The organism is Ruegeria sp. SCP10 (assembly GCF_040329495.1).
In the GTDB taxonomy this organism is placed as follows: Bacteria; Pseudomonadota; Alphaproteobacteria; order Rhodobacterales; family Rhodobacteraceae; genus Ruegeria.
In genome coordinates this window covers 1-21,905 of the sequence record NZ_JBDZYF010000001.1, presented here as the reverse complement: position 1 = coordinate 21,905, position 21,905 = coordinate 1, and the positions used below count along the sequence as shown (strand labels likewise).

Annotated in this window: 28 protein-coding genes and 2 tRNA genes; 14 read left to right on the top strand and 16 right to left on the bottom strand. The window is 56.5% G+C overall.

Annotated elements, in window-relative coordinates; translation table 11 throughout:
- Positions 1–42: 42 nt before the first annotated feature.
- Both ABLN87_RS00150 and ABLN87_RS00145 read left to right on the top strand, forming a co-directional pair.
- Positions 43–116 (top strand) — tRNA-Cys (locus tag ABLN87_RS00150).
- A gap of 506 nt (positions 117–622) precedes the next feature.
- The gene (locus ABLN87_RS00145) at positions 623–832 is read left to right on the top strand and encodes a hypothetical protein (RefSeq protein WP_353006203.1); all 210 of its coding nucleotides are present in this window, start codon (positions 623–625) and stop codon (positions 830–832) included.
- Between the two features lie 184 nt (positions 833–1,016).
- Here ABLN87_RS00145 and ABLN87_RS00140 read toward each other — a convergent pair.
- A tRNA-Thr gene (locus ABLN87_RS00140) sits at positions 1,017–1,092 on the bottom strand.
- A 175-nt stretch (positions 1,093–1,267) separates the two neighbouring features.
- Between ABLN87_RS00140 and ABLN87_RS00135 the strand changes: the two genes are divergently transcribed.
- Positions 1,268–2,146 (top strand): hypothetical protein, encoded by an 879-nt coding sequence (locus tag ABLN87_RS00135; protein ID WP_353006201.1) that lies wholly within the window; start codon positions 1,268–1,270, stop codon positions 2,144–2,146.
- 14 nt (positions 2,147–2,160) lie between these two features.
- On the opposite strand, the gene ABLN87_RS00130 is transcribed toward ABLN87_RS00135, so the two are convergent.
- Entirely contained in the window at positions 2,161–2,427 is a 267-nt protein-coding gene (locus tag ABLN87_RS00130) for a DUF2312 domain-containing protein (RefSeq protein WP_170530827.1), read from the bottom strand.
- Positions 2,428–2,600: 173 nt separating this feature from the next.
- On the opposite strand from ABLN87_RS00130, the gene ABLN87_RS00125 reads away from it, so the two are divergent.
- Positions 2,601–2,819, top strand: a complete 219-nt coding sequence (locus ABLN87_RS00125) for a hypothetical protein (RefSeq protein WP_170530829.1) — start codon at positions 2,601–2,603, stop codon at positions 2,817–2,819.
- A gap of 10 nt (positions 2,820–2,829) precedes the next feature.
- Here the strand turns inward: ABLN87_RS00125 and ABLN87_RS00120 are convergent, their stop codons facing one another.
- On the bottom strand, positions 2,830–3,045 hold the full coding sequence (locus ABLN87_RS00120; RefSeq protein WP_353006199.1) for a hypothetical protein: 216 nt from the start codon (positions 3,043–3,045) through the stop codon (positions 2,830–2,832).
- A gap of 244 nt (positions 3,046–3,289) precedes the next feature.
- Between ABLN87_RS00120 and ABLN87_RS00115 the strand changes: the two genes are divergently transcribed.
- Genes ABLN87_RS00115 through ABLN87_RS00100 form a run of 4 tightly spaced genes read left to right on the top strand, consistent with a single transcriptional unit; the run spans position 3,290 to position 5,487 of the window.
- Positions 3,290–4,153, top strand: coding sequence for an MBL fold metallo-hydrolase (locus tag ABLN87_RS00115; RefSeq protein ID WP_353006197.1), 864 nt, complete (start codon positions 3,290–3,292; stop codon positions 4,151–4,153).
- Positions 4,154–4,186: 33 nt separating this feature from the next.
- Positions 4,187–4,615: a YeeE/YedE family protein gene (locus ABLN87_RS00110; protein WP_353006195.1), complete on the top strand. Its 429-nt coding sequence runs from the start codon at positions 4,187–4,189 to the stop codon at positions 4,613–4,615.
- Complete coding sequence (locus ABLN87_RS00105) at positions 4,615–5,046, top strand: DUF6691 family protein (protein ID WP_353006193.1); 432 nt, start codon at positions 4,615–4,617, stop codon at positions 5,044–5,046. Before ABLN87_RS00110 ends, ABLN87_RS00105 begins: the two co-directional genes overlap by 1 nt.
- A gap of 9 nt (positions 5,047–5,055) precedes the next feature.
- The gene (locus ABLN87_RS00100) at positions 5,056–5,487 is read left to right on the top strand and encodes a TIGR01244 family sulfur transferase (RefSeq protein WP_353006191.1); all 432 of its coding nucleotides are present in this window, start codon (positions 5,056–5,058) and stop codon (positions 5,485–5,487) included.
- A gap of 21 nt (positions 5,488–5,508) precedes the next feature.
- On the opposite strand, the gene ABLN87_RS00095 is transcribed toward ABLN87_RS00100, so the two are convergent.
- The 5 genes from ABLN87_RS00095 to ABLN87_RS00075 form a co-directional block, all read right to left on the bottom strand.
- On the bottom strand, positions 5,509–6,606 hold the full coding sequence (locus ABLN87_RS00095; RefSeq protein WP_353006189.1) for a FliM/FliN family flagellar motor C-terminal domain-containing protein: 1,098 nt from the start codon (positions 6,604–6,606) through the stop codon (positions 5,509–5,511).
- A gap of 77 nt (positions 6,607–6,683) precedes the next feature.
- On the bottom strand, positions 6,684–9,362 hold the full coding sequence (locus ABLN87_RS00090) for an ATP-binding protein (protein ID WP_353006187.1): 2,679 nt from the start codon (positions 9,360–9,362) through the stop codon (positions 6,684–6,686).
- On the bottom strand, positions 9,362–9,670 hold the full coding sequence (locus ABLN87_RS00085; RefSeq protein WP_353006185.1) for a hypothetical protein: 309 nt from the start codon (positions 9,668–9,670) through the stop codon (positions 9,362–9,364). The genes ABLN87_RS00090 and ABLN87_RS00085 overlap by 1 nt, the downstream gene beginning before the upstream one ends.
- Entirely contained in the window at positions 9,667–10,047 is a 381-nt protein-coding gene (locus tag ABLN87_RS00080) for a response regulator transcription factor (RefSeq protein WP_353006183.1), read from the bottom strand. Before ABLN87_RS00080 ends, ABLN87_RS00085 begins: the two co-directional genes overlap by 4 nt.
- A 78-nt stretch (positions 10,048–10,125) precedes the next feature.
- Positions 10,126–11,415 (bottom strand): helix-turn-helix domain-containing protein, encoded by a 1,290-nt coding sequence (locus ABLN87_RS00075; RefSeq protein WP_353006181.1) that lies wholly within the window; start codon positions 11,413–11,415, stop codon positions 10,126–10,128.
- A 198-nt stretch (positions 11,416–11,613) separates the two neighbouring features.
- Between ABLN87_RS00075 and ABLN87_RS00070 the strand changes: the two genes are divergently transcribed.
- From ABLN87_RS00070 to aat, 4 genes are all read left to right on the top strand, one after another.
- Positions 11,614–12,150: a LuxR C-terminal-related transcriptional regulator gene (locus tag ABLN87_RS00070; protein ID WP_353006179.1), complete on the top strand. Its 537-nt coding sequence runs from the start codon at positions 11,614–11,616 to the stop codon at positions 12,148–12,150.
- A gap of 142 nt (positions 12,151–12,292) precedes the next feature.
- A complete protein-coding gene (accB, locus tag ABLN87_RS00065) occupies positions 12,293–12,796 on the top strand; it encodes an acetyl-CoA carboxylase biotin carboxyl carrier protein (protein ID WP_353006177.1) in 504 nt (167 codons plus the stop codon).
- Between the two features lie 9 nt (positions 12,797–12,805).
- The gene (accC, locus tag ABLN87_RS00060) at positions 12,806–14,155 is read left to right on the top strand and encodes an acetyl-CoA carboxylase biotin carboxylase subunit (protein WP_353006175.1); all 1,350 of its coding nucleotides are present in this window, start codon (positions 12,806–12,808) and stop codon (positions 14,153–14,155) included.
- A 51-nt stretch (positions 14,156–14,206) separates the two neighbouring features.
- A complete protein-coding gene (aat, locus tag ABLN87_RS00055) occupies positions 14,207–14,839 on the top strand; it encodes a leucyl/phenylalanyl-tRNA--protein transferase (protein ID WP_353006173.1) in 633 nt (210 codons plus the stop codon).
- Here the strand turns inward: aat and ABLN87_RS00050 are convergent.
- The 6 genes from ABLN87_RS00050 to ABLN87_RS00025 all read right to left on the bottom strand — a co-directional run bounded on the left by ABLN87_RS00050 (position 14,794) and on the right by ABLN87_RS00025 (position 18,651).
- Positions 14,794–15,162 carry a DUF2155 domain-containing protein gene (locus ABLN87_RS00050; RefSeq protein ID WP_353006171.1) on the bottom strand — a complete coding sequence of 123 codons (369 nt, stop codon included), beginning with the start codon at positions 15,160–15,162 and terminating at the stop codon, positions 14,794–14,796. The two genes, aat and ABLN87_RS00050, sit on opposite strands and share 46 nt — an antisense overlap.
- On the bottom strand, positions 15,159–15,611 hold the full coding sequence (gene mlaD / locus ABLN87_RS00045) for an outer membrane lipid asymmetry maintenance protein MlaD (protein WP_353006169.1): 453 nt from the start codon (positions 15,609–15,611) through the stop codon (positions 15,159–15,161). The genes ABLN87_RS00050 and mlaD overlap by 4 nt, the downstream gene beginning before the upstream one ends.
- Before the next feature lie 12 nt (positions 15,612–15,623).
- On the bottom strand, positions 15,624–16,007 hold the full coding sequence (locus ABLN87_RS00040; RefSeq protein ID WP_170530861.1) for an NADH:ubiquinone oxidoreductase subunit NDUFA12: 384 nt from the start codon (positions 16,005–16,007) through the stop codon (positions 15,624–15,626).
- 78 nt (positions 16,008–16,085) lie between these two features.
- A complete protein-coding gene (locus ABLN87_RS00035) occupies positions 16,086–16,442 on the bottom strand; it encodes a RidA family protein (protein WP_353006167.1) in 357 nt (118 codons plus the stop codon).
- 177 nt (positions 16,443–16,619) lie between these two features.
- Entirely contained in the window at positions 16,620–17,885 is a 1,266-nt protein-coding gene (clpX, locus tag ABLN87_RS00030; RefSeq protein ID WP_353006165.1) for an ATP-dependent Clp protease ATP-binding subunit ClpX, read from the bottom strand.
- A gap of 133 nt (positions 17,886–18,018) precedes the next feature.
- Positions 18,019–18,651 (bottom strand): ATP-dependent Clp protease proteolytic subunit, encoded by a 633-nt coding sequence (locus ABLN87_RS00025; RefSeq protein ID WP_170530866.1) that lies wholly within the window; start codon positions 18,649–18,651, stop codon positions 18,019–18,021.
- Between the two features lie 254 nt (positions 18,652–18,905).
- On the opposite strand from ABLN87_RS00025, the gene ABLN87_RS00020 reads away from it, so the two are divergent.
- Positions 18,906–19,043, top strand: coding sequence for an entericidin A/B family lipoprotein (locus tag ABLN87_RS00020; RefSeq protein WP_353006163.1), 138 nt, complete (start codon positions 18,906–18,908; stop codon positions 19,041–19,043).
- Positions 19,044–19,952: 909 nt separating this feature from the next.
- Here the strand turns inward: ABLN87_RS00020 and ABLN87_RS00015 are convergent.
- Both ABLN87_RS00015 and ABLN87_RS00010 read right to left on the bottom strand, forming a co-directional pair.
- Entirely contained in the window at positions 19,953–20,405 is a 453-nt protein-coding gene (locus ABLN87_RS00015; protein ID WP_353006161.1) for a hypothetical protein, read from the bottom strand.
- A 130-nt stretch (positions 20,406–20,535) separates the two neighbouring features.
- Positions 20,536–20,856 (bottom strand): hypothetical protein, encoded by a 321-nt coding sequence (locus tag ABLN87_RS00010; protein WP_353006158.1) that lies wholly within the window; start codon positions 20,854–20,856, stop codon positions 20,536–20,538.
- Between the two features lie 573 nt (positions 20,857–21,429).
- Between ABLN87_RS00010 and ABLN87_RS00005 the strand changes: the two genes are divergently transcribed.
- On the top strand, positions 21,430–21,825 hold the full coding sequence (locus tag ABLN87_RS00005; RefSeq protein WP_353006156.1) for a DUF5343 domain-containing protein: 396 nt from the start codon (positions 21,430–21,432) through the stop codon (positions 21,823–21,825).
- The last annotated feature ends 80 nt before the right edge of the window (positions 21,826–21,905 follow it).

Below are 21,905 nucleotides of genomic sequence, written 5' to 3'. Positions count from 1 at the left end.
ACGCCAAACACACCACGGCAAGTATCTGATTTTACTTGAAAAGGCGAGTTGGCGGAGTGGTGACGCAGCGGATTGCAAATCCGTGTACACCGGTTCGATTCCGGTACTCGCCTCCATTTATGTCCAAATCATTGACTTAGCCCTGTGATGCTCGGGTGTGACACAAAGTGGGACACACCGAGAATGATGCAGCCTTTCCACCTAAGCCTTTCAAAACAAGGTGTTTATTGCCTCTGTTGGCCTATGCCTCCGTCTTATGAGCGAAAGCGAACATCTGTAAGAATATCGCTGCGTACGCACTGCCCGGATCGAGCTGCTGATCTGGCCCACTGTCCGCGACGTAGAGCGCGCACATGAACAAACACTAAAGTCCAATGTCTCATGGGCACGCAGGTTACCTGGGAAAGAGGATCTGGCATTGGTTATTGGGGCCGGCTTCTAACATGACGCGCTCATTTACACCCCAGCGAACCGGTTCATTTTTCGCAATGATCGAACGGGTACCGAGTATTTTGTTCATGCCTACCGGCTAACCAGTAAGTTCCGTGGGGGCGGTGCATGCCAACCCCCCGGAAAATAGTGACTATCTACACCCCCGGAAATCGAGCAGGAGAATAACCGAATGAAACTGTTTTTCGCTGAAAAAGTTGACGGCACCGCGCGCGTTTTCAACACTCGCTATCTGGTCGGCATCAGTGGCTATTCTGTCAGTGGCGTAAAGCAGAAAGGAAAGTGTTGTTTTCACACTGACCCGAGTTCTGATGGCGTCGGACGGCACTATATCAAGGGCAGCCTCAAGAGCTGGATCGAGCGCTTGGGCGTGATGGAATGAGCGTCCTGTTCAATATTTTTTGCAGCGCATTGATGAGTTGATCTGTTAGATTCATTAGCTCAAGGACAACACAATCGCACTGCACCAAGACCAATAAACACGAGTGTCCGACTCGGGTAGATCCGGGCGTTCGGAGAGACCGGGCCCCTAGAATGAGGTAACTATTTGTCTTACTTTTATTTTCTGGTGCCCCCACACGGACTCGAACCGCGGACCTACTGATTACAAATCAGTTGCTCTACCAGCTGAGCTATAGGGGCGCTGACCGTCGATTACTGTCTCCGGACAGAGACTGCAAGCCGGAAATTTAGCATAGAGTTAGGGATTGTCGAATTTCCTGAGAAAGTGTGAAATCGCTCGCAACGAAATGCCCGGTCTTGATAACAGTGAAGCAAAGCTGAAAACGGCTCTGCAGGACAGTCGGGCGCAAGGAACATGATGCATGTAGTCATTCACGCCGGGGTTCCCTACACGGATGCGGGGCAATTGCTGGCAAATCTCGCAGCCCACAAGGGCGCGCTGTACAAGGCTGGGACCTTACCACTAGGACCACGCCGGTGCAGGCAATTCGTCAAGGTCATGTCCGACGCCATGGCGAGCGGTCTGCCACTGGCAGAGGCGCGCGAGCAGATGAATGCCGTTCTGCCTGATGCTGCGGATATTCAGCGTGTCGTTGTCTCCAGCGAAAAGTTCTTTGGGCCGATGCGCGCGGCCTTGCAACATGGGCAAATCTATCCATTTGCAGGGAAGCGGGCTGCGTATACGCAGGACTTGCTGAACGGCGCGCAGATCGAAATCTTTGCCGGGCTGATGAACCCTGGTCTTTTCATCCCAAGGGTTTTGAAGGCACTGGACCCGGCACGCACCAGATCAATATTGGATACGACAGACCTGAGCTGTCTCAGCTGGGTTACTATGATCGAAGACTTGGGCGATCTGGTTCCAGATGTCAAAATCACGCTTTGGGAGAACGAGGACTCGCCACTGATCTGGGGAGATATCCTACGCGCCATGGCCGGTTTGCCCGACAGCATTGCCATCCCCGGAGAGCATACACTGCTGGCCTCATTGCTGACCGAACAGGGTAAACATCAGCTTTTGCCATTGATCCAGCAGGAACAATCCGGCGCGCGGCTTGCATCGGGAGCTGAGCTGGCTGGGCTACTTGAGGCCCATGCTCAACCCGATCGGGTTGAGGAGGAGTTAAACCTGCCGGGCTGGAGCACGGAAATCGTCAGTGCGTTTTCGGAGCTTTATGCACAAGACATGGCAAAAATCCGAACAATGCCGAATGTACGAATATTAGAGGTCTGAACCAGTCAGACGCTCTACATTCCCAATGCTTCTTTGTACATTTCCAGCACTGCTTCTTCTTCGGCGATGTCGTCCTTGTCGCGCTTACGCAAGGCAATGACCTTCCGCATGACCTTGGTGTCGTAGCCCCGGGCCTTGGCCTCGGCCATGACTTCTTTTTGCTGTTCAGCCAGATCCTTTTTCTCAGCATCCAGCCGTTCAAACCGTTCGATGAACTGACGCAGCTCTCCCGCTGTGACGCGGTAGTTGGCGGTGGCCTGATCTTCGGTCATGTCTTCCATAGGCGTCTCTCCCCAAGGCTAGAATCTGATGCTGTGACATCGGCAAGATGCCGGATACAGTGCGACCGCCCCGGTCGCAAGCACGCAATCCCGAACCGGGCCCAAAGCGCGCTTGTGCGAATTGCCCCGATCCTTTAATCGCGGGTGCGGATCAGGCAGCTTTGCGGGGAACCATGTTTGAATTCATCACTTGGGGCGGGGCCGCCCTGTCCGTTGCCGGGCTTGCCGGGTTGGTCTGGTGCATTCTGCGCGTGATGAAAGCGCGCAAAGCAGGACTGTCTGATGATGAACTGCGTGCGGTTGTTCAGGGCGTTCTGCCCTGGAACCTCGGATCACTTTTCCTGTCGGTGATTGGCTTGATGCTGGTCATCCTCGGGATTTCCTTCGGATGACCTTGCGGAATTAGACAGGCATATTGTCAAACTGCGCTTCCATTGCATCTTCGCACAACGCCGAGTCCAGTCGACGCAAACGAGATGGGACATGCATGCCCTGACGGCGCATGCGATCAACGATCTTGCTCACACTCGGTTGCAGGGCCAGGCGCGTATCGAGACAGGCATTCTCGAGCTTTTGTTCAATCTCTGTGAATTCGGAAAACAGGGTGTTATGTTTCATATCGCTCCTCCCAAGTGGTGCCAGTATCTCCGATATAGGTAACGGGATTAAGACCAGAACAATCTAACCTCAGGTTGTGCGGAATCTTGCCGGGTAATTCGGTAGTTTCGGCAGTCTTTCCCGGTTCGACTAAAGTTTAATCCAATATTGGTGTGGCTGCCTTGACAGACATCAATAGCCAAATCGGCAGTTGAAACACATTCCACATCCAATACATGTTATATAGATCGGGACGGAGGATGATATGACCCCTAAAGTGCAGGCTTTTTTCGATGATCAAACCTTCACGGTTTCCTATGTCGTGCACGAACCCGAAGGCCGGGCCTGCGCCATCGTCGACAGCGTTCTGGATTTCGATCATGCATCAGGACGCACCGGGACGAAGGCCGCGGACGTCATCGTTGACTATATCCAATCAAACGATCTGAAGGTCGAGTGGATCCTCGAAAGCCATGTCCACGCCGATCACCTGTCGGCCGCGCCTTATCTTCAGAAAAAGCTGGGTGGTAAAATCGGGATCGGCGATCAGATCGTGACCGTGCAGGACACCTTTGGCAAAGTATTCAACGAAGGCACTGAATTCCAGCGCGATGGCAGTCAATTCGATGCCCTGTTCAAGCAAGGCGATAGCTTTCATATCGGTCAGATGCGCGGGGATGTGTTGCACACGCCGGGTCATACCCCAGCCTGCCTGACCTATGTGATCGGCGACGCGGCCTTTGTTGGCGATACATTGTTCATGCCCGATTTTGGCACCGCCCGTTGCGACTTTCCGGGCGGGTCATCCTCTACGCTGTATGAATCGATCCAGAAAATCCTCGCCCTGCCCGATGAAACGCGGGTCTACGTGGGGCATGATTACAAGGCCCCAGGACGGGATCAATACGCCTGGGAAACCACTGTGGGTGAGCAAAAAGCGCTCAACATTCATATCGGACAGGGGCGCAGCATCGAAGAGTTCGTGGAAATGCGCGATGCACGGGATGCAACGCTGGCGATGCCACGCCTGATCCTGCCGTCTCTGCAGGTCAATATGCGTGCGGGTCAGATGCCCCCGGCGGATGAGCAGGGCGATGTGATGCTCAAGCTGCCGATCAACAAGCTCTGACACTGCGACATCAACATTAAGGACGTATCGGATATGGACGCATCTTGGGTGATGGGCCTTATGGGCGGTCTGCTGATTGGCCTTGGCGGTGCGGTGTATCTGCTCGGCAATGGCCGCGTCATGGGGGCCAGCGGTATACTGGGAGGGCTGGTCGACGGCAGCGCGCGCAACGAGATCGCCGAGCGTCTGGCATTTATTGTCGGCTTAATCGGAATGCCCCTGCTGATGCGCCCATTGATCGCACCACAATCTGAAACGCATCTGACCGGAAATCTGCTGCTGGTCGTGATCGCAGGGCTGCTAGTGGGTGTCGGGACCCGCATCGCAAATGGTTGCACCTCTGGCCACGGCGTATGCGGCATCTCTCGGTTCTCACTGCGCGGCATTGTGGCAACACTGATTTACATCGCAGCCGGTGCGCTGACCGTTTTGGCCCTGCGGCACATGCTGGGGGTCATCTGATGCGCATCCTGATCGCTTTGATCGCAGGGGCTTTGTTTGGCACCGGCCTACTGGTTTCAGGCATGACCGACACAACTAAGGTTCAGGGTTGGCTGGATCTGTTCGGCGCCTGGGACCCGACGCTTGCCTTTGTGATGGGTGGGGCCATCCTGCCTATGCTGATCGCCTGGCGGATGACCAGCGGACGGCAACCCATCGTTGGCGGCCAGTTTCCAGCACCTCCACGCCCCGAACCGGACCGTCGCCTGATCATCGGCTCTGCGCTGTTTGGCATGGGCTGGGGGCTTGTTGGGCTGTGCCCCGGGCCCGCAATGGCTTCGCTAAGTTATGGGGGCCTCGGCGGATTGCTATTTATGCTGGCGATGATCACAGGAATGTTCATCGCACCTGGCCTTGGCGCACAGCTAGACAGGGCCGCAAACCCAACCTAAGGATTTGGCATGGAGATTCGCCCAATTACCCCCCGCTACGCCGTCTCGCCTCAGATCACGGTTGAGGATGTGCCCGCCATCGCCCAAGCCGGGTTCGTCAAGGTAATTTGCAACCGACCCAACGCCGAGGTTCCCTCGGACATGCAATCCGACGCCATCGGCAAGGCCGTGCGCGCAGCCGGGTTGGAGTATGAGGTTCTGGAACTGACCCATCAGACCATGACGCCCGAAAACGTGGCTCGGCAAAGGGATATGGCCGAAGCTTGTGGTGGACCGGTGTTAGCCTATTGCGCATCTGGCACGCGGTGTTCGGTCGTATGGGCCTTGGGGCAATGCGACCGAATGAGCACCGACGACATTCTAAATGCCACTACACGCGCAGGCTACCAGCTGGAAAACCTGCGTCCGGCATTGGATCATATGCGCAAGGCTGTGGACTAGGGTTCAGTTATATCCAAACGGCTAACTCACATCATCGGGGCCGCTTAGCCCCGCCAGCTGCGAAATCTCAGCCACCATTTGTTCCGAGTTCTCAAAACTCAGATCACCCTCTTGGGCTTCCAGAGTGTCCGGACCAGCGCGATAGTCTGTGACATCGACGGCTTGGGCGCCGGATGGCATATCAGGTGCGTTTTGACTGGCCGAAGCTGCCCGGCTTTCGATAAATTCCTGCGTCTCAATATCGGATAACGCCGCCAAAGGGGCCTGTTCGTTAATCCGCACCGCACGCAAGCCGCCACATTGACCAAGCCGCCCAACCGCAGTCCGCGACCGATCGATGGCCAGAATTTCTGTCCGGTCGATGCGCGCATGTTGCAGCGGCAGAATATCCCCAGCGCCAAGGCCTGAAAGATCAGACAGTGGCACATTCATGCGACATAAAACGGCGTTCAATTCGGCCCGGACAACGCCCGAAGATTGCTCCAGGCTGGGCCCGTCATCCGCTTCGGGGATCAGGCAATCCTCTACGGGGGATGACTTTTGTGGCAACAAAACGCAGATATGTCCCTGCCGTATGCCACCTGCCAGGTCGACCGTCAGTTCGAACCCGCAATACATATCTTCAACCAGTGTCAGGCAGACGGATCGCAAATCTTGCGCACGAGACATGTATTCATAACCGATCAGCCCCACATCATCCGATGCATTTTCTGCCAGTTCAGCCGCCTTGGCCAGCGCAGCTTCCAGCAGCGGTGCCGTCATTGCCGCATCCGTATTCGTGAACGCGCGCGCCTCCGGCGCAGTTTCGATGACCTGACCAATGGTCTGGGTCTGCAAAATGGCCGACACTGCATTTGGATCAAGGCAGGCGGCTGCAAATCCATCTGGCCCTTTCAGGAACAACAGCAGCCAATCATCGCCAACCGCATCGACCAGATCATTGGCAGGCTGCAGTGATTGCTTTGCGCCAATCACTGCAAGGGGCAGGTTCAGCCGATCTGCTGCTGCCCGCGCGAATCCCAGACGCAGTGCGCGCAGCACTGAACGCGGCCGGTTCTTCAAATCCTCGCGCCCCGCTGACAGCTTGCGTAACAGCGCGGTGTTCCCTGCCTCTGACATGACCAAAACTCACCAATTGTTCGAGCCTCTGACCCTTGATGTAACCCGGTGAGTGTTACGAAGTTCTTTATCCGCCCTTATTGCGCCGCTTGTTGATAGGCCAACGGCAGGCTGACCCGGAACGCAGCTCCGCCCTGCCCCGGCAGATAACTGATCTCGCCACCAAGCCGCTGCATGATCTCGCGACAGATCGCCAGCCCCAGCCCCGCCCCGCCGGCCTTGTCGATCCCGATGCGCGCAAATTTCTCGAACACCAACGATTGGGCGTCGACCGGAATGCCGCTGCCATTGTCAACGAAATCAATCACCACGCGTCCCCCGATATCATGGGCCGAAATCGTCAGAACGGGCTCATCCGCATCGCAGTATTTCTGCGCGTTGGAAATCAGGTTGATGACAACCTGCCCGAAGCGGTCGAGGTCAGTGTGTAGCGGAATACGTTCCGAAGCGCGTGTTCGGCGGATTGTCAGAGGTTTCGATGCTCCGGCCAGCGCGGTTGAAACCGCACGATCCAGCACCGAACGCAGGCTACCATCGCTCATGTTCAAGCTGACCTGGCCATTTTCAAGCACACTCAGATCCAACAGATCATCCAGCAAACGGGTTAGCCGTAAGGCTTCATCATGAATGGTTGCAGCAAATTTGGTCTGTTCCTCGGCGCTCAGCCCTGCGGTGTCGCGCAGGATTTCGGAAAACGCCCGGATCGAGGTCATCGGGGTGCGCAGCTCATGGCTAACCTGGCTCAGGAAGCTGTCTTTTTGTTCCGACATAAGGGTTAGCTTGGTGTTGGCTTCGCGCAGCTGCCGCGCGGTCCGGCTTAGCTCTGCCGACTTGACCTCCAGCTGGCTGGAGTATTCCAGCAACTGAGCGGATTCGTCCGCAACAGCCAACAAATCCTCGACCGAAATTGAAGTGCCTCCCACGATCTGACTAATCATGGCATGGGCCGTGGCCGCACCAACCGAACCGCTGAGTTCACGTTCAAGCCGGTTCAGGAAGCCCGGCGTGGGCTCGGGCAGGTGTGACCTCCCACCCTGATGCTCGGATTCAGCCTGAAAGAACGCCTGCGCGGGGCCGGTGCCTAGAATACGCTGGGTCATGATCATCAAGTCTTCGCTTTGCGCCACCGACCCCGCCCAGCCGCGCGGCGCAACGGAATGGTCAAAGACATTCACAAACTGGGCCCCCTGCAACCGCTCCAACGGGCTGGGGAAGCTAAGAAGCGACGCGACGCAAAAAGCGATTGTGTTCAAAGAGATCGACCACATCACGGTGTGGACCATCGGGTCCATCCCCTCGATTCCGAAGAGGGCCTGAGGACGCAGCCACCCGATACCAAATGGGCCTTGCTCGATCACCGATTGAGGCATCCAAAGCCCACCCATCCCCGGCAAGAGCAGCGTGTAGCACCAGAGCGTAAATCCCACCGTCAGCCCGGCCAAAGCGCCGATGCGCGTGGCCCCCCGCCAGAACAATCCGCCCACAAGGGCGGGCAGGATTTGCGAGACCCCAGCAAAGGCAATCAAGCCGATCGAAGCCAGCGCCGCGCCATCGCCAATCAGGCTGTAATAAAAATATCCCAGCGCCATGACCGCAGCGATCGAAACCCGACGCGCCATCAAAACAATGGTCCGTACATCACCAGGAACAGATCCCACCCGTTCATGGGTATTCAGCCAGATCGGCATGACAATCTGGTTCGATACCATGGTGGACAGCGCCATCGCCGTGATAATCACCATCGAAGTGGCCGACGAAAAACCACCGATAAAGGACAGCATGGCAAGCCAATCATTGCCCTGTGACAGCGGCACCGTCAGAACAAAAAGATCAGGGTTGGAACCAGGCGGCAAAAGGTCCAACCCGACGACCGCAATGGGAACAACAAACAGGCTCATCAGCAGCAGGTACAAGGGAAACGCCCAAGCTGCTGTCCTCAGATGGCCTTCATCGTCATTTTCAACGACCATGACTTGAAACATGCGCGGCAGACAGACAAAGGCTGCCGCAGACAGGAATATGAACGCAGTCCAGCGACCTGCGTCGATGTTCCATTGGCCAATTTCCGAGGCATCAATCCGATCCATCATTGGGCCAATCCCACCGGCAATGCCCCAGACGACAAACACACCAACGGCGATCAGGGCAAACAATTTGACCACCGATTCCACCGCAATCGCTGTGACAACGCCATGATGACGCTCGTTCACGTCCAGATTTCGCGTGCCGAATAGAATAGCGAAGACAGCCAAACCGGCCGCAACCCAGAATACATTTGATCCGCTTGGGTATAGGCCAGATGGATCAGCTTCGACAAATATCGAAAACGACAGGGTGATCGACTGAAGTTGCAGGGCAATATACGGCGTACCGGCAAGCACCGCCAAAATGGTGACACAGACCGCAAGGGTGTTTGATTTTCCGTAGCGGGAGGACAGAAGGTCGGCGATTGAGGTCACCCTCTGGCTGCGCGCAACCCGCACCAGCTTGCGCAATCCCCACCACCAACTGACCATCACCAGCGTCGGCCCCAGATAGATCGTCACGTATTCCAGACCGGACCGCGCGGCATTGCCAACCGCGCCGTAAAAGGTCCAGGCGGTACAATAGATCGACAAGGACAGCGTGTAGATTAGGGGCGAGCGTAGCCATTTCCCTCGCCCCGCCTCGGCTATTCTCTCAGCTGCGAAGGCCACACCAAACAGCAGCACCACGTAGCCTAGGCTGACCAATATTAGAATGTTAGGCGTCGCCATCAGTCTTTGTCCGCGCCAATATCGTCGCGAACGCCCAACCCTCTAGCGGTCAGGCCAAAGATCAGGCCAATCGCGATCAACACGCCCCAGCACACAAAAATATACAGCATAGCCGATGAAAGCGGCACAGCGTCGTCGCCCGCGCTCTGATCCGGCCAAAGCAGCGGCAGTGCCAAAAGCGCCGCACCCAGAAACGGCAATAACCGGGCGGCATCGGCCAGTCTGCGACGGCGGTAGCTTTGCCGCCCAAGGAATAGCGAAGACCGTTTGCCCTTTGGTATCTGGTCTATGTCGCTGTCAGAGGTCATGCCCGCGAGGCCTGAGCGTGTAGATCACGCACCGCAGTCAGCACCTCGGCATTTGAAAACGGTTTGGTCATGAAGCGGCTAACCCCGGCATTTTCCGCCATTTCCCGATCGCGGGATTGCCCGCGTGCCGTCAGCATCAAGACCGGCAAGCGTTGCATCCCGTCCAACTCGCGCAGGTCGCGCAGAATATCCATGCCGTTTTTTCCCGGTAGCATGACATCGAGGATGACAAGATCCGGGGCTGCAGCCTGAATCACCTGAACCGCATCAGACCCTTCGGCATGCGTTTCAACCTGCCAGCCTTCGCGTGTCAGCAAAAAGCGGATGGCCTCAGCGATGTTCGGCTCATCCTCGATCAACAGAACCTTACGGCTCATATTTTCAGTTCCTCCCCATGGCAGATCGCGCTCTTGGCCCTCTGCCACCGCCAGATTAAGCGGTCAGTCATCGACCTGTCAAAAACCTTCGCTCAGAATCGAAGGCTCGCGCCGCGATGTGCAATCTCGGCTGGGACACACCCGGCAATTGGCCCCGACATGGGTCAAAGCCGATGCCCCCTCTTCCCCGACCGGTCGCACCAGCATGACCGACCGATAAGCCGGGTCCTGATCATAGCCGGTCACCGCATGAGGCCAGGCGTAAGCATGGCACTCGAACTCAGCCGCACTGCGCCCCAGCTGAGCGATTTGCTTTCGAACCGGCACCAGAGGACGACTGAGAGCGGTGAACAAGGGCCACAATGGACAAGCCTCGCCATGGCGCGGCATAACGAAACCGGGAAGCGGTTTGAGGAACAGGACGCTGCCCGATGCATCGCACAAGGCCAGCCCTGCAGGGCGCGTCAAATCCTCCTCTGGCACAAAGGCCAAACGTCGCAAAACTGTAGGGATATCGACCGCGAAACGTTGCGCCAACGTGATAGGGTCCGGTTCGCCCTTAGCGAGAATTTGCTTTAACTCGGCAAGCGGTATCGCAACCGCGTCCTCTGCGCACCAGCGTAGAATCTCTTGGGCGACAGAACGGGCGGTGGCGGTGTTCAGCCCGTCTAGGGCAATACTCTCAACCCCTGCCCCCGCTTCGAGTTCGGGAAAACTGTAGTTTCGGGCTGCAAAAAAGCTCTCAACCTCTTCCAGCGGGACACTACGGGGGGTCTTGGCCGCATCGCTTTCATCCAGATAAGACACCAGCGCCTTAGAGCTTTCGGCCAGGCGTTCAGCATCCTGATGTAGGTTCTTGTGAAACCGGTCCTGCCATTCGGTTTCGATATCCTGCGTGTCCGCCAGAATGGATGCAGTGGATCGAATGGCGGCAGCGGTTGTCAGAACCTCATGCATCGACGCGGCCAGATGCGGGTCATGTGTCAATCGGTCCGATAGCGTTTCGACCGTGCGTTCCAGTGACACGACGCGCTGATGCATTTGCGCCAGAACGCCGGCCCAGCCAGGAAAGCGACTGGCAAGTTCCTCCAGCCCGTCAACCTCAGCCCGCTGTCCGACTGCATCTGCCGCGGCCTCTCGCAGTGCAGAAATCAGCGTCGCCTCGATCCCCTGGGTCAGCAGCGAGGGCTCTACATCCAAGGCTTCGGCAATATCGACTAGAAGCTTTCCACCGATCCTGCGGCGGTTATGTTCAATCAAATTCAGATATGACGGCGAAATTCCAACGCGCTTTGCAAGCTCGGATTGCCTGAGCCCGGAGATCTGACGACGTTCGCGAATCCGGCTGCCGGTAAGCGTATCGCGCATCAAAGGTTCCTCCCTCGCCAAGCTTTCAATCGCAGCTGAGTATTTTCAAGATATCTTAGTTAAGCAATGTAGTTAAGGCAGAGTTTTCAGATAAGATTTACAAGATTAACAAAAGCAACGGTAAATCACCCACTTCAAATCCACAGCAAATTCTCATGACCTCTTCTATTTTCGACCAATTCCCGGCACGATATGACGATGAGTGACCCCGCCTTCGAATATGCCCCAATTGGGCTGGTTGAACTGGAAAACCGGATCATCCGGCGCTGCAATCTGCAGTTTGCGCGGACCTTCGGAGGGGGTGAGAGCGACTATCGCAACATGCCTCTGCTTCACCTCTACCCCTCCGTCGCGGATTGGGAAAGGATCGGCGCGCGCAGCTTGCAGGTGATGCGGGACACCGGGTATTACACCGATGAACGGGTGATGCGACGACGCAATGGCGATTTGTTCTGGTGTCGCGCACGCGGCAGGTCGCTGACACCGGATGATCCATTCCGTCATGGTATTTGGAGCTTTTCAGACATCTCGGAAGAACGCCCCCTGGTCGAACTGACCGTGCGGGAACGCGAAGTGGCGATCCTGTCCTGCCGCGGCCTCTCGGCCAAGGAAATCGGTGTCGAACTCGGCCTCAGCTATCGCACGATCGAAGCCTACCGCGCACGCCTGCTGGAAAAGTTCGGCGCGCGCAAGTTATCAGAGCTCGTGGCGAAACTTTCAGGCATGCCGCTCTGACTGCACTCTACCCGCGCAAATTCCTTAAATTACCGCCTCAGACTGCGCTTTTCATGGCCCCAAGCTTAGCTTATAACGCTGCGTAATCAGACCAAAGCCCGCAGGTTTAGATGGGCCACTAGGGGAACCGTCGAGGACACTCATGACAGATACCAAGCACGACGCAGATGTAGCATTCATCAAGGCACTGGCCGAATTGCTGCGCGAAAACGACCTGACTGAATTGCAGGTGAAACGCGAGTATGGCGAAGAAGACAGCCTGAATGTGCGCGTCAGTCGCATGACACAGGCAGTCGCTGCGCCGGTTCAGGTCGCCGTTCCTGCCGCCGCCCCGACAGCCCCCGCCGCCGCACCCGCCCCTGCTGCAGCTGCCGCCGAAGCCCCTGCTGCACAAGAAGACCCGGCCAGCCACCCCGGCGCGGTCACCTCACCCATGGTGGGTACGGTTTACATGCAGGCCGAACCCGGCGCGCCGTCGTTCATTTCCGTCGGCGGAGCGGTGTCCGAAGGTGACACGCTGCTGATCGTCGAAGCGATGAAGACCATGAACCACATCCACGCGCCCAAATCGGGCACCGTCAAACGCATCCTGGTTGGCGATGGCGACGCCGTGGAATTCGGTACTCCTCTGGTCATCATCGAGTAAGGCGGGCCCATGTTCGACAAGATCCTGATTGCCAACCGAGGCGAGATCGCCCTGCGCGTCATCCGCGCCGCGCGCGAGATGGGGATTAAGACGGTCGCCGTCCACTCCACCGCCGACAGCGACGCGATGCATGTGCGCATGGCGGACGAATCGGTCTGTATCGGCCCTCCGCCCAGCCCGCAAAGCTACCTGTCCATGCCCGCGATCATTTCGGCCTGTGAGATCACCGGCGCGCAGGCGATCCATCCTGGCTATGGCTTTCTGTCCGAAAATGCCGAGTTCGTGCAGATCGTCGAAGACCACGACATCACATTCATAGGCCCCACCGCCGAACATATCCGCGTGATGGGCGACAAGATCACCGCCAAGGACACGATGAAGGCGCTGGGTGTGCCGTGTGTTCCCGGTTCGGACGGCGGCGTGCCTGATCTGGCCGCGGCCAAGAAGATCGGCGAGGAATTCGGCTATCCCGTCATCATCAAAGCCACCGCAGGCGGTGGCGGACGCGGCATGAAAGTCGCGATGAACGCCGACGAGATGGAAAGCGCCTTCATGACCGCACGCGCCGAGGGCAAGGCCGCCTTTGGCAATGACGAGGTCTATATCGAAAAATACCTTACCACACCGCGCCATATCGAAATTCAGGTTTTTGGCGACGGCAAAGGCAAGGCCGTGCATCTGGGCGAGCGCGATTGCTCGTTGCAGCGCCGCCACCAGAAAGTCTTTGAAGAGGCCCCCGGCCCCAGCATCACCCCAGAAGAACGGGCCAGGATCGGTAAGATCTGCGCCGACGCCGTGGCGAAGATCAACTATATCGGCGCGGGTACCATCGAGTTCCTCTACGAAAACGGTGAGTTCTATTTCATTGAGATGAACACCCGCCTGCAGGTGGAACACCCGGTAACCGAAGGCATTTTCGGCGTCGATCTTGTGCGCGAGCAAATCCGCGTCGCCTCGGGCTTGCCGATGTCGTTCACTCAGGACGATCTGGAAATCGAAGGCCACGCCATCGAGGTTCGGATCAATGCCGAGAAACTGCCCAATTTCTCACCCTGCCCCGGTAAGATCACGGCTTATCATGCGCCGGGCGGTCTGGGCGTGCGGATGGATTCGGCACTGTATGACGGGTATTCGATCCCGCCCTACTACGACTCGCTAATCGCAAAGCTGATCGTACAGGGGCGCGACCGGGCCGAGGCGCTGGCGCGCCTTGAACGCGCATTGGGAGAGTTGATCGTTGACGGTATCGACACCACCGTGCCGCTGTTCCACGCGCTGCTGCAGGAACCTGACCTGCATAGCGGTGAGTACAACATCCACTGGCTGGAGCACTGGCTTGCGGAGAATATGGCAGACTAACCTGTCTGGAAGGCCGGATGGAACCAATCCTCCGGCCTTCGGGTTTTTCTAATGAGCCTGACTGCAGAACTTTTGCTGCATGGCTACTCCATCGGCATTTTTCCCATGGCAGAACATCGGGATGACCCTGAGCTGTTCTGGGTCGACCCAAAATACAGGGGCGTGTTCCCTCTGGACGGCTTTCATATCTCGCGCAGTCTGGCCCGGAGCCTGCGTAGATCCGGCTTTGACATCTCAATCGATCAGGATTTCAACGGCGTCGTCGATGGCTGCGCAGACCGGGTGGATACCTGGATCAACGGCGAGTTGCGACACCTTTATGATCAACTACACATGACAGGTCACGCCCATTCACTTGAGGTATGGGATAACGACAAGCTGGTTGGCGGCGTCTATGGCGTCGTGTTGGGGGCGGCTTTCTTTGGCGAAAGCATGTTTTCGAGGCGTACTGATGCCTCAAAAATCGCCCTGGCCTATCTGGTCGACCGGCTTAGACAAACGGGTTTCAAACTGTTTGATACGCAGTTCTTGACAACTCACCTTGCCTCGCTTGGCGCCATCGAAATTCCACGCGGTACATATCGTGAAGCACTTGAGGAAGCGATCAACGCAAGCGCTGATTTTTCCGCTGATATTCCTCAGTCAGCGGATGGTGTGATACAGCGGATCACCCAGACATCATAGCGCGCATGATCCAATGCGTTCAGCGCCGGTGACGTCGCAATCATCCAACCGTCAAACAGCTGATCTGCTTTGCCTTTTTCCCAGATCGTCAGATAGGCAAACGCATCACCTGTGGGATTATCCGCCGGGTACCTGCAATCCCCCAAGGCCACATCCAATCCAAACACGGGCTGGGTATCGCCGTTTTGCATTTCGATATCGATGGTCTGGCCGTTTACTTTGTCCAAGCCGCGCAACATGGCACCAGGGCCGGATTCGACCTTCTGCTGCGCAGTTGCAGTCGTTGCGCAGAACGCCATCGCCATCAGCACCGAATGCTTCATTCGCTGCTGTCTCCGGCCACGAATTTGACCAGCAGTGAAATCAGGCTAACCGCGCCTTGGGTATCTTCAATCTCGTCCCCCGGCTCGAAAAAGAGCGGTGAGCCGCCCGGCATGACCTCAACAAAATTGCCACCCAGAAGACCTTCGGACGAGATCACGATCGCGCTGTCATCCGGAACAAGGATCCCATCCGCAATCGTAAAGGTCGTATCGGCGCGATAGGTATCTGGGTTCAGATCGACGTCGGTTACGGTGCCGATCTTGACCCCGGCCAAACGCACATCAGTGCCCACGCCGACCCCTTCAAGCGACCGGAAGGAGGCCCCCAGCTCATAACCCGCGCTGCTTTGCGACAGGCCCGTCGACTGGCTGGCGTAAACGCCAAATGACACGGCAACCGCCAGAACGGCACCACCGACGATGACTTCGGTCCAATTGTGGGTCGACATTGCTCGCCTCTGTTATTCGGGGCTCCAGGCCTCATAGTCTTTGCGCTCGACCGGATCGGGTCTGCGCAGCGATCCTGCCGGGGTGTAAGCCAGAGCGGTGCCCGTCAGGTTTTCCTGATGCGGTTTCTCCCAAGATTTATGGGGCAGCGGCTTATCTGTCGGAGGTTCATCCCAAGTGCGGTGCAACCAGCCATGCCAATCTGGATCAACGCGGCTGGCTTCGGCTTCGCCATTGAAAATCACCCAGCGTTTGCTGTCATCCGCATTGCGATAGAAGACGTTGCCTTCGTTGTCTTCGCCAACTTTCACACCTTTTCGCGCGGTATAAATCTGGGTGTTCAGGGTTGCCCCGTTCCACCAGGTCACGGCCCGCAGAAGAGTGTTCAGAATGCCCATCAGGTGCCTCCGGCAAAGTGCTCGGGAATGGTATGGACCAAAGGCGCGCCAAGGTCCAGTGCTGCCCGTACGATCTGCTTAGTCAGGCAAGAATGCCGTCACTTCGATTTCGATCCGGTACTTCGGATCAATCAAGCCACATTCGATCATGGTAGCTGCGGGTGGATTGTCGCCAAATGTTTCGGCCAGTGTGGGCCAGCAAGCTTCGAACTCATGACGATCGGGCAGAATGTACGTTACACGCACCACGTCCGAGAACCCTGCGCCCGCCTCTGATAGCGCTTTTTCGATGATCGACAAAGCGGATTTGCATTGAGCGGCAACGTCCTCGCCCTGTCCAACCGTACCGGCGACATGCACCCATCCCCCAGCGACAACAGCGCGGCAATAGCCAACTTTGGCTTCGAATTCGCCACCAGAAGAAATTCGTTTCATTGCAATTTAACCTTTTCGCGGGAATGGAGCGCGCGGCTTATCTGTCGAGAGAGTGAGCGAGGCTCTGTCGCGCGCTCCGAGAAATTGTTAGCCAGATACAGAAGAAACCGCGCCAATCAGGCGACGATGTCACCCCACGACGACAAGGCCGCCAAAGCCCCTCAGCAGCTCTAGCGTTTAGCCAGCTGACGCAGATTCTGCCGTCTCGGCATAGATGATCAAAGGTTGTGCGACAGAAGTCACGGCTTCTTCGTTCACGACCACCTCGGTCACGTTCTTCATGCCCGGTAGTTCGAACATCGTGTCCAGCAAGATATCTTCAAGGATCGATCGCAACCCGCGCGCGCCGGTCTTGCGTTCGATCGCCTTTTTGGCAATCGCTTTCAACGCATCATCGGTAAAGGCCAACTCGGCGTCTTCGAGTTCGAAGAGACGTTGATATTGCTTGACCAACGCGTTCTTGGGCTTGGTCAGAATTGTGACAAGTGCGTCTTCGTCCAAGTCTTCCAAAGTCGCCAGAACCGGCAAGCGGCCAACAAATTCCGGGATCAGGCCGAATTTCAGCAGGTCTTCGGGTTCCAGATCCTTGAATATCTCACCCACGCCGCGATCATCATTGTCGCGCACATCAGCACCAAAGCCCATGGCCGAGCCCTTGCCACGCTGTGCGATAATCTTGTCCAGCCCTGCAAAAGCGCCACCGCAGATAAACAGGATGTTGGTCGTGTCCACCTGCAGGAATTCCTGCTGCGGGTGCTTGCGGCCGCCCTGAGGCGGTACACTGGCAACGGTGCCTTCCATCAGCTTCAGTAGCGCCTGCTGCACCCCTTCGCCCGAGACGTCGCGCGTGATCGATGGGTTTTCTGATTTGCGCGTGATCTTGTCGACCTCGTCAATATAGACGATCCCGCGTTGTGCGCGTTCAACATTATACTCACTGGCCTGCAGCAATTTGAGGATGATGTTCTCGACATCTTCACCCACATAGCCCGCCTCGGTCAGAGTGGTTGCATCTGCCATGGTGAACGGGACATCCAGAATGCGCGCCAGCGTCTGGGCCAGCAATGTCTTGCCGCAACCCGTTGGGCCGATCAACAGGATGTTGGATTTCGCCAGCTCAATATCGCCGCCGGCCTTTTGCGCGTGATTCAGACGTTTGTAGTGATTATGGACCGCAACCGAGAGAACACGCTTTGCCGTGGCCTGACCGATGACGTAGTCGTCCAGCACCTCACAAATGTCCTTGGGTGTTGGCACCCCATCAGAGGATTTCAGCCCGCTGGCTTTGGTCTCTTCCCGAATGATGTCCATGCATAGCTCGACACATTCATCGCAGATGAAAACGGTCGGACCTGCGATCAGCTTGCGCACCTCATGCTGGCTTTTTCCACAAAAGCTACAGTAGAGCGTGTTTTTGCTGTCACCGCCTGAATTCGTCGCCATGATCTACCTTTCGGGCTTCGTCCACTGCCCCTATTTGGGGCCGCGCTTGCGCATGTTCATGCAGCTTAGGCCAGCACTGTGGCGGCTACAATCTCAAAAATGCGCCCGACGCCGATGGCGCCAGGCATGTTTGTTAGGCTTCTTCCGTGTCCATCTTGGCGCGGTTCTCGACGATCTCGTCGATATGGCCCCAGTCTTTCGCCTCTTCCGGGCTCATGAAATTGTCACGATCCAGCGCTTTTTCAACCGCCTTTTTTGTCTGCCCTGTATGGCGCACATAGATGTCATACAGGCGATCTTTCAGTTTCTGCGTCTCGGCCGCGTGGATCATGATGTCGCTGGCCTGACCCTGATAGCCGCCGCTGGGCTGGTGCACCATGATGCGGCTGTTGGGCAGCGAAAAGCGCATCCCCTTCTCGCCACCGGCCAGCAGGACCGACCCCATCGAGGCCGCCTGACCGATCACCAATGTCGAACATTTCGGCTTGATGTACTGCATTGTGTCGTAGATCGACAAACCACTGGTCACCACGCCGCCGGGCGAATTGATGTAGATCGAGATTTCCTTGTTCGGGTTTTCCGCCTCAAGATGCAGCAGCTGCGCCACCACAAGATGGCTCATCCCGTCATGGATCGGGCCGTTGATGAAAATAATCCGCTCTTTCAGCAAGCGTGAGAAAATGTCATAGGCGCGCTCACCCCGGCTGGTCTGCTCAACAACCATGGGGACAAGCGTATTCATGTAGGTGTCTACTGGATCGAACATTCTTAACCTGCCTGCTTTGCTATGGATCGGGAGAGTATCCCAACAAGTGTTACCCGAGTCTTAGTGTTGCCTTTGGGGGGCTGCAAGGGGTGCACCTCACTTCGCAGGCCGATTGTGAGATTGTTGATCGCTGGCGTTGCGTCAGGCCATATTCAACCGGGCCTGTCGCTTTTGCCACGAACAGCGCCGCTGATGCTGGTCCCGCTTGGGAAAAGGTGCTACTGAAATCATGATCGACCACCAAGGAGACGAATATGATCCGAGCAATCCTGATTGGCCTGAGCCTGTTTGCCCTGACCGCCTGCGAAACCGCCAAAGGCGCGGGCAAAGATATCGAAAACGCGGGGGATGCAATCCAGAATGCGGCCACCGAGGTTCAAGAGAACATCTGACAGGCCCAGTATATTGCGGAGCCGCGCCAGAATTCATCAACATATTGTTGATCTTCTGATCCAGAACCACTAGTCTTGGCGCTACAGGTGCATAGACGCGGCACTGCATTATCTGACACAAAGACGGGGTTCTTTCGTTCACACGAAGGAACCCCGTTTCCATTCGAAGGGGTCTTGGATGATGGCCTGTATGGAACCAGAATAGGAAAAGGCGTCAGGTGCGCAGACGCGGTCTTTGCATGTGTCCTTGCGGACACTCCTGACGCCTTACCGGTTCAGCGCGCCCCAAGGGGCACCCCAATCCAGTTGCCTCAGCCCCTTTCGAAGCTGCGACTGCCGCTTCGACCCGAAGGCCGTTACAGCGCCCAAGACCCATTTTGAGAAGCTGATCTATCGACCCGGGATCTGACACCCAACTCGACCGGTCAGCAACAGGTAAGCCCCTGCAAACCCGAGCAAATCCTAAAATCCACCCGATCCTGCGTTGGCCCCCTGGCCCTTGCGCCCCGCTGCCTGTTCCGAGGAAGTGCTGCGGTGATCTCACTGTTACATTGCGGCCTGAAACCAGCAAGAAAATAGCACTGCAGCATGAAAATTAGACGGGGATAACCTGTTGATATCCGCCGGGAGGAGGATGTGGATAAATCGAGAAGTTTTGTAACTTGGCCTGCTTGCGCGTGGAAAAGTCCGAACCGAAGAAAAACACTCGAAACCCAGTCGATGCTGCAGGTGCGAAGGCCACCCGCAGCCGAAACTTGACTGATCCCGCCTTGGTTGAGCCCGAATCGATGGCCGACCACCAAGGCGGGCTTGGTTCTGAGAAGCGTCCCGACCTGATCATAAATACCTACTAAACGCTGCCCGCTTGGGCAGCTGGTACCCCCTACAATAGATCAGGCCGGAGACGCTTCAGTTCACCTGTCGTTCCAGAACAGTGCTGTAGGTCGTTCCAGTCCGCAGGCTACGGAAATCTGCGTAGATCTTGCCATCCTCATATCGCGCATCGATCAGCGCGTTGATTCCGGTGGTAGGTTCGGCAGAACTCTCGATGATGCCGATCTTGCCCGAGCCATCCTGACTGATCGAACCCGTCGCTTCGTACATGGTCCAATCATCCATGGCGCTGCGGCGCCACATGCTGGGCCCCCAGAACGCATTGTCATGTTGCACCTTGATGTCGAGCACCCATTCCGACTTGTTGAAACGCGGCGCAGCACCGGTGGCCGAATTCGAGGGCGACACGGTGGTTTGGCTGGCTGTCCAAGTTCCACGCAGATCGGGTGTGGTGTCGGCGGCGGCAGCGGTACCGAGGGCGAGGCTCGTGGCCAGAGCGGCTGCTCCGGCAGTCATAAATCTGGTCATGGGCTTTCCTCCCTGAGGTTGAGGCCATCAGCGGCCCGTGTTCCACAGATTGGGAGGGTGAGGACGGGTTGCAACTTACCTAAAGGAAACTTCATGAAGGGCTTAGATTGGCGTTAGATAACAGGCGCGCTCAGGCCCAGGCCAGCGCGGTGCCGATGATGACAAGGCTAATACCGAAGGCTTCACGGTATGAAAAATTCTCGCCGAACAGAAAGAACGAGGCGATGGCGATCAGAACAACCTCGGCCCCCAGAATGCCGGTGTAGATAATGCCCAAACGCTCCTCGCGCAGCGCGGCGAGTTCCAGTGTAGCCCCGGCCAGCAAGGTCGCGACGATCAGCAGGCCAAGACCCACGCCGGGGAGTTTCCACCAGAACTTCATTGCGATCATGGCCACGGAATAAAGACCCGCAGACCCGAGGGCGATGATGGGGATCATGGATGTGGACATCTGCGCCTCCTACCGAGGGTTCCGTTGGGTCAATCTTAGCAGGAGGGGGTGATTGGGGCTGTGAGGTGGGTCACAGTGCCACTCGCTTGTGACGAAAAGCGATTTGGCTATTTCTTCCTGAACTCAGAAAACAGAAATCCCAAGCTGACAAGAAATACGATTGCGACAGTGGGCCAAACACTTTCGCCTTGCGTCACGACCCTAGAAAAATACAGGAAAACCGCTGCGAGGACGATGGCAATGATTTTCCAAATCAATGAAGCCTTCACTGTCTCACTGCCTCACTGCCTCCTCGCGCTTTCACGTTACGCATTTTGAAGGAACAAACGGCAAGAGCCAATTGATTTTGAAGACTTTAGTACATCGGGCTACAGGGCGCATAGGGCCGCGACCGACCCGAGGGGTGGCGCAAACGCGCCGCCCCATGGGGGCGGGTCGGCGCGGCCCGGCGGTGCTGCCGGGCGGGTGGGATGGTTGGCATGACGCTTCGTATCAAATCCAAACTGGATTCAACAAACATCTAGAAATTGAAAACCCTTGATGCCAATCTCCTCATATTAACGAGGAGATACTATGGCACTTCCCAAAGCATATTTGACTAGCTTTAAAAACGTAGAGAGCATTTTTAAGGAAATTCAAGCAGGGCAAGCCCCAGAAAGATTCACTACGCGACACCTTGCAAACATCGGGTTCTCATCTGCAGCTGATCGACTCGTTATCACTCTGCTAAAGCAACTGGATTTCTTAGACTCTGATAGCAAACCTAAGGATCGCTATTTTAGATTCTTAGATCAGACACAAGGCGATGCGGTATTAGCAGAAGCTATAAAAGAAACTTACTCTGATTTGTTCGTTCTACGTAAGGATGCTCAAAACATGAGTAAGCAAGAAGTAGTGAACAAAGTTAAGACATTATCGCAAGGAACAATGAGCGATAGTGAGCAGCCTCATCTGACTGGTCCAACCTGATTGTTAGTGCATCATCGGCCTGTAATCCATTGGGATGATGGTTTCAGGTGCTGGCGGGCGATAGCCCAGTGCACTGTGTG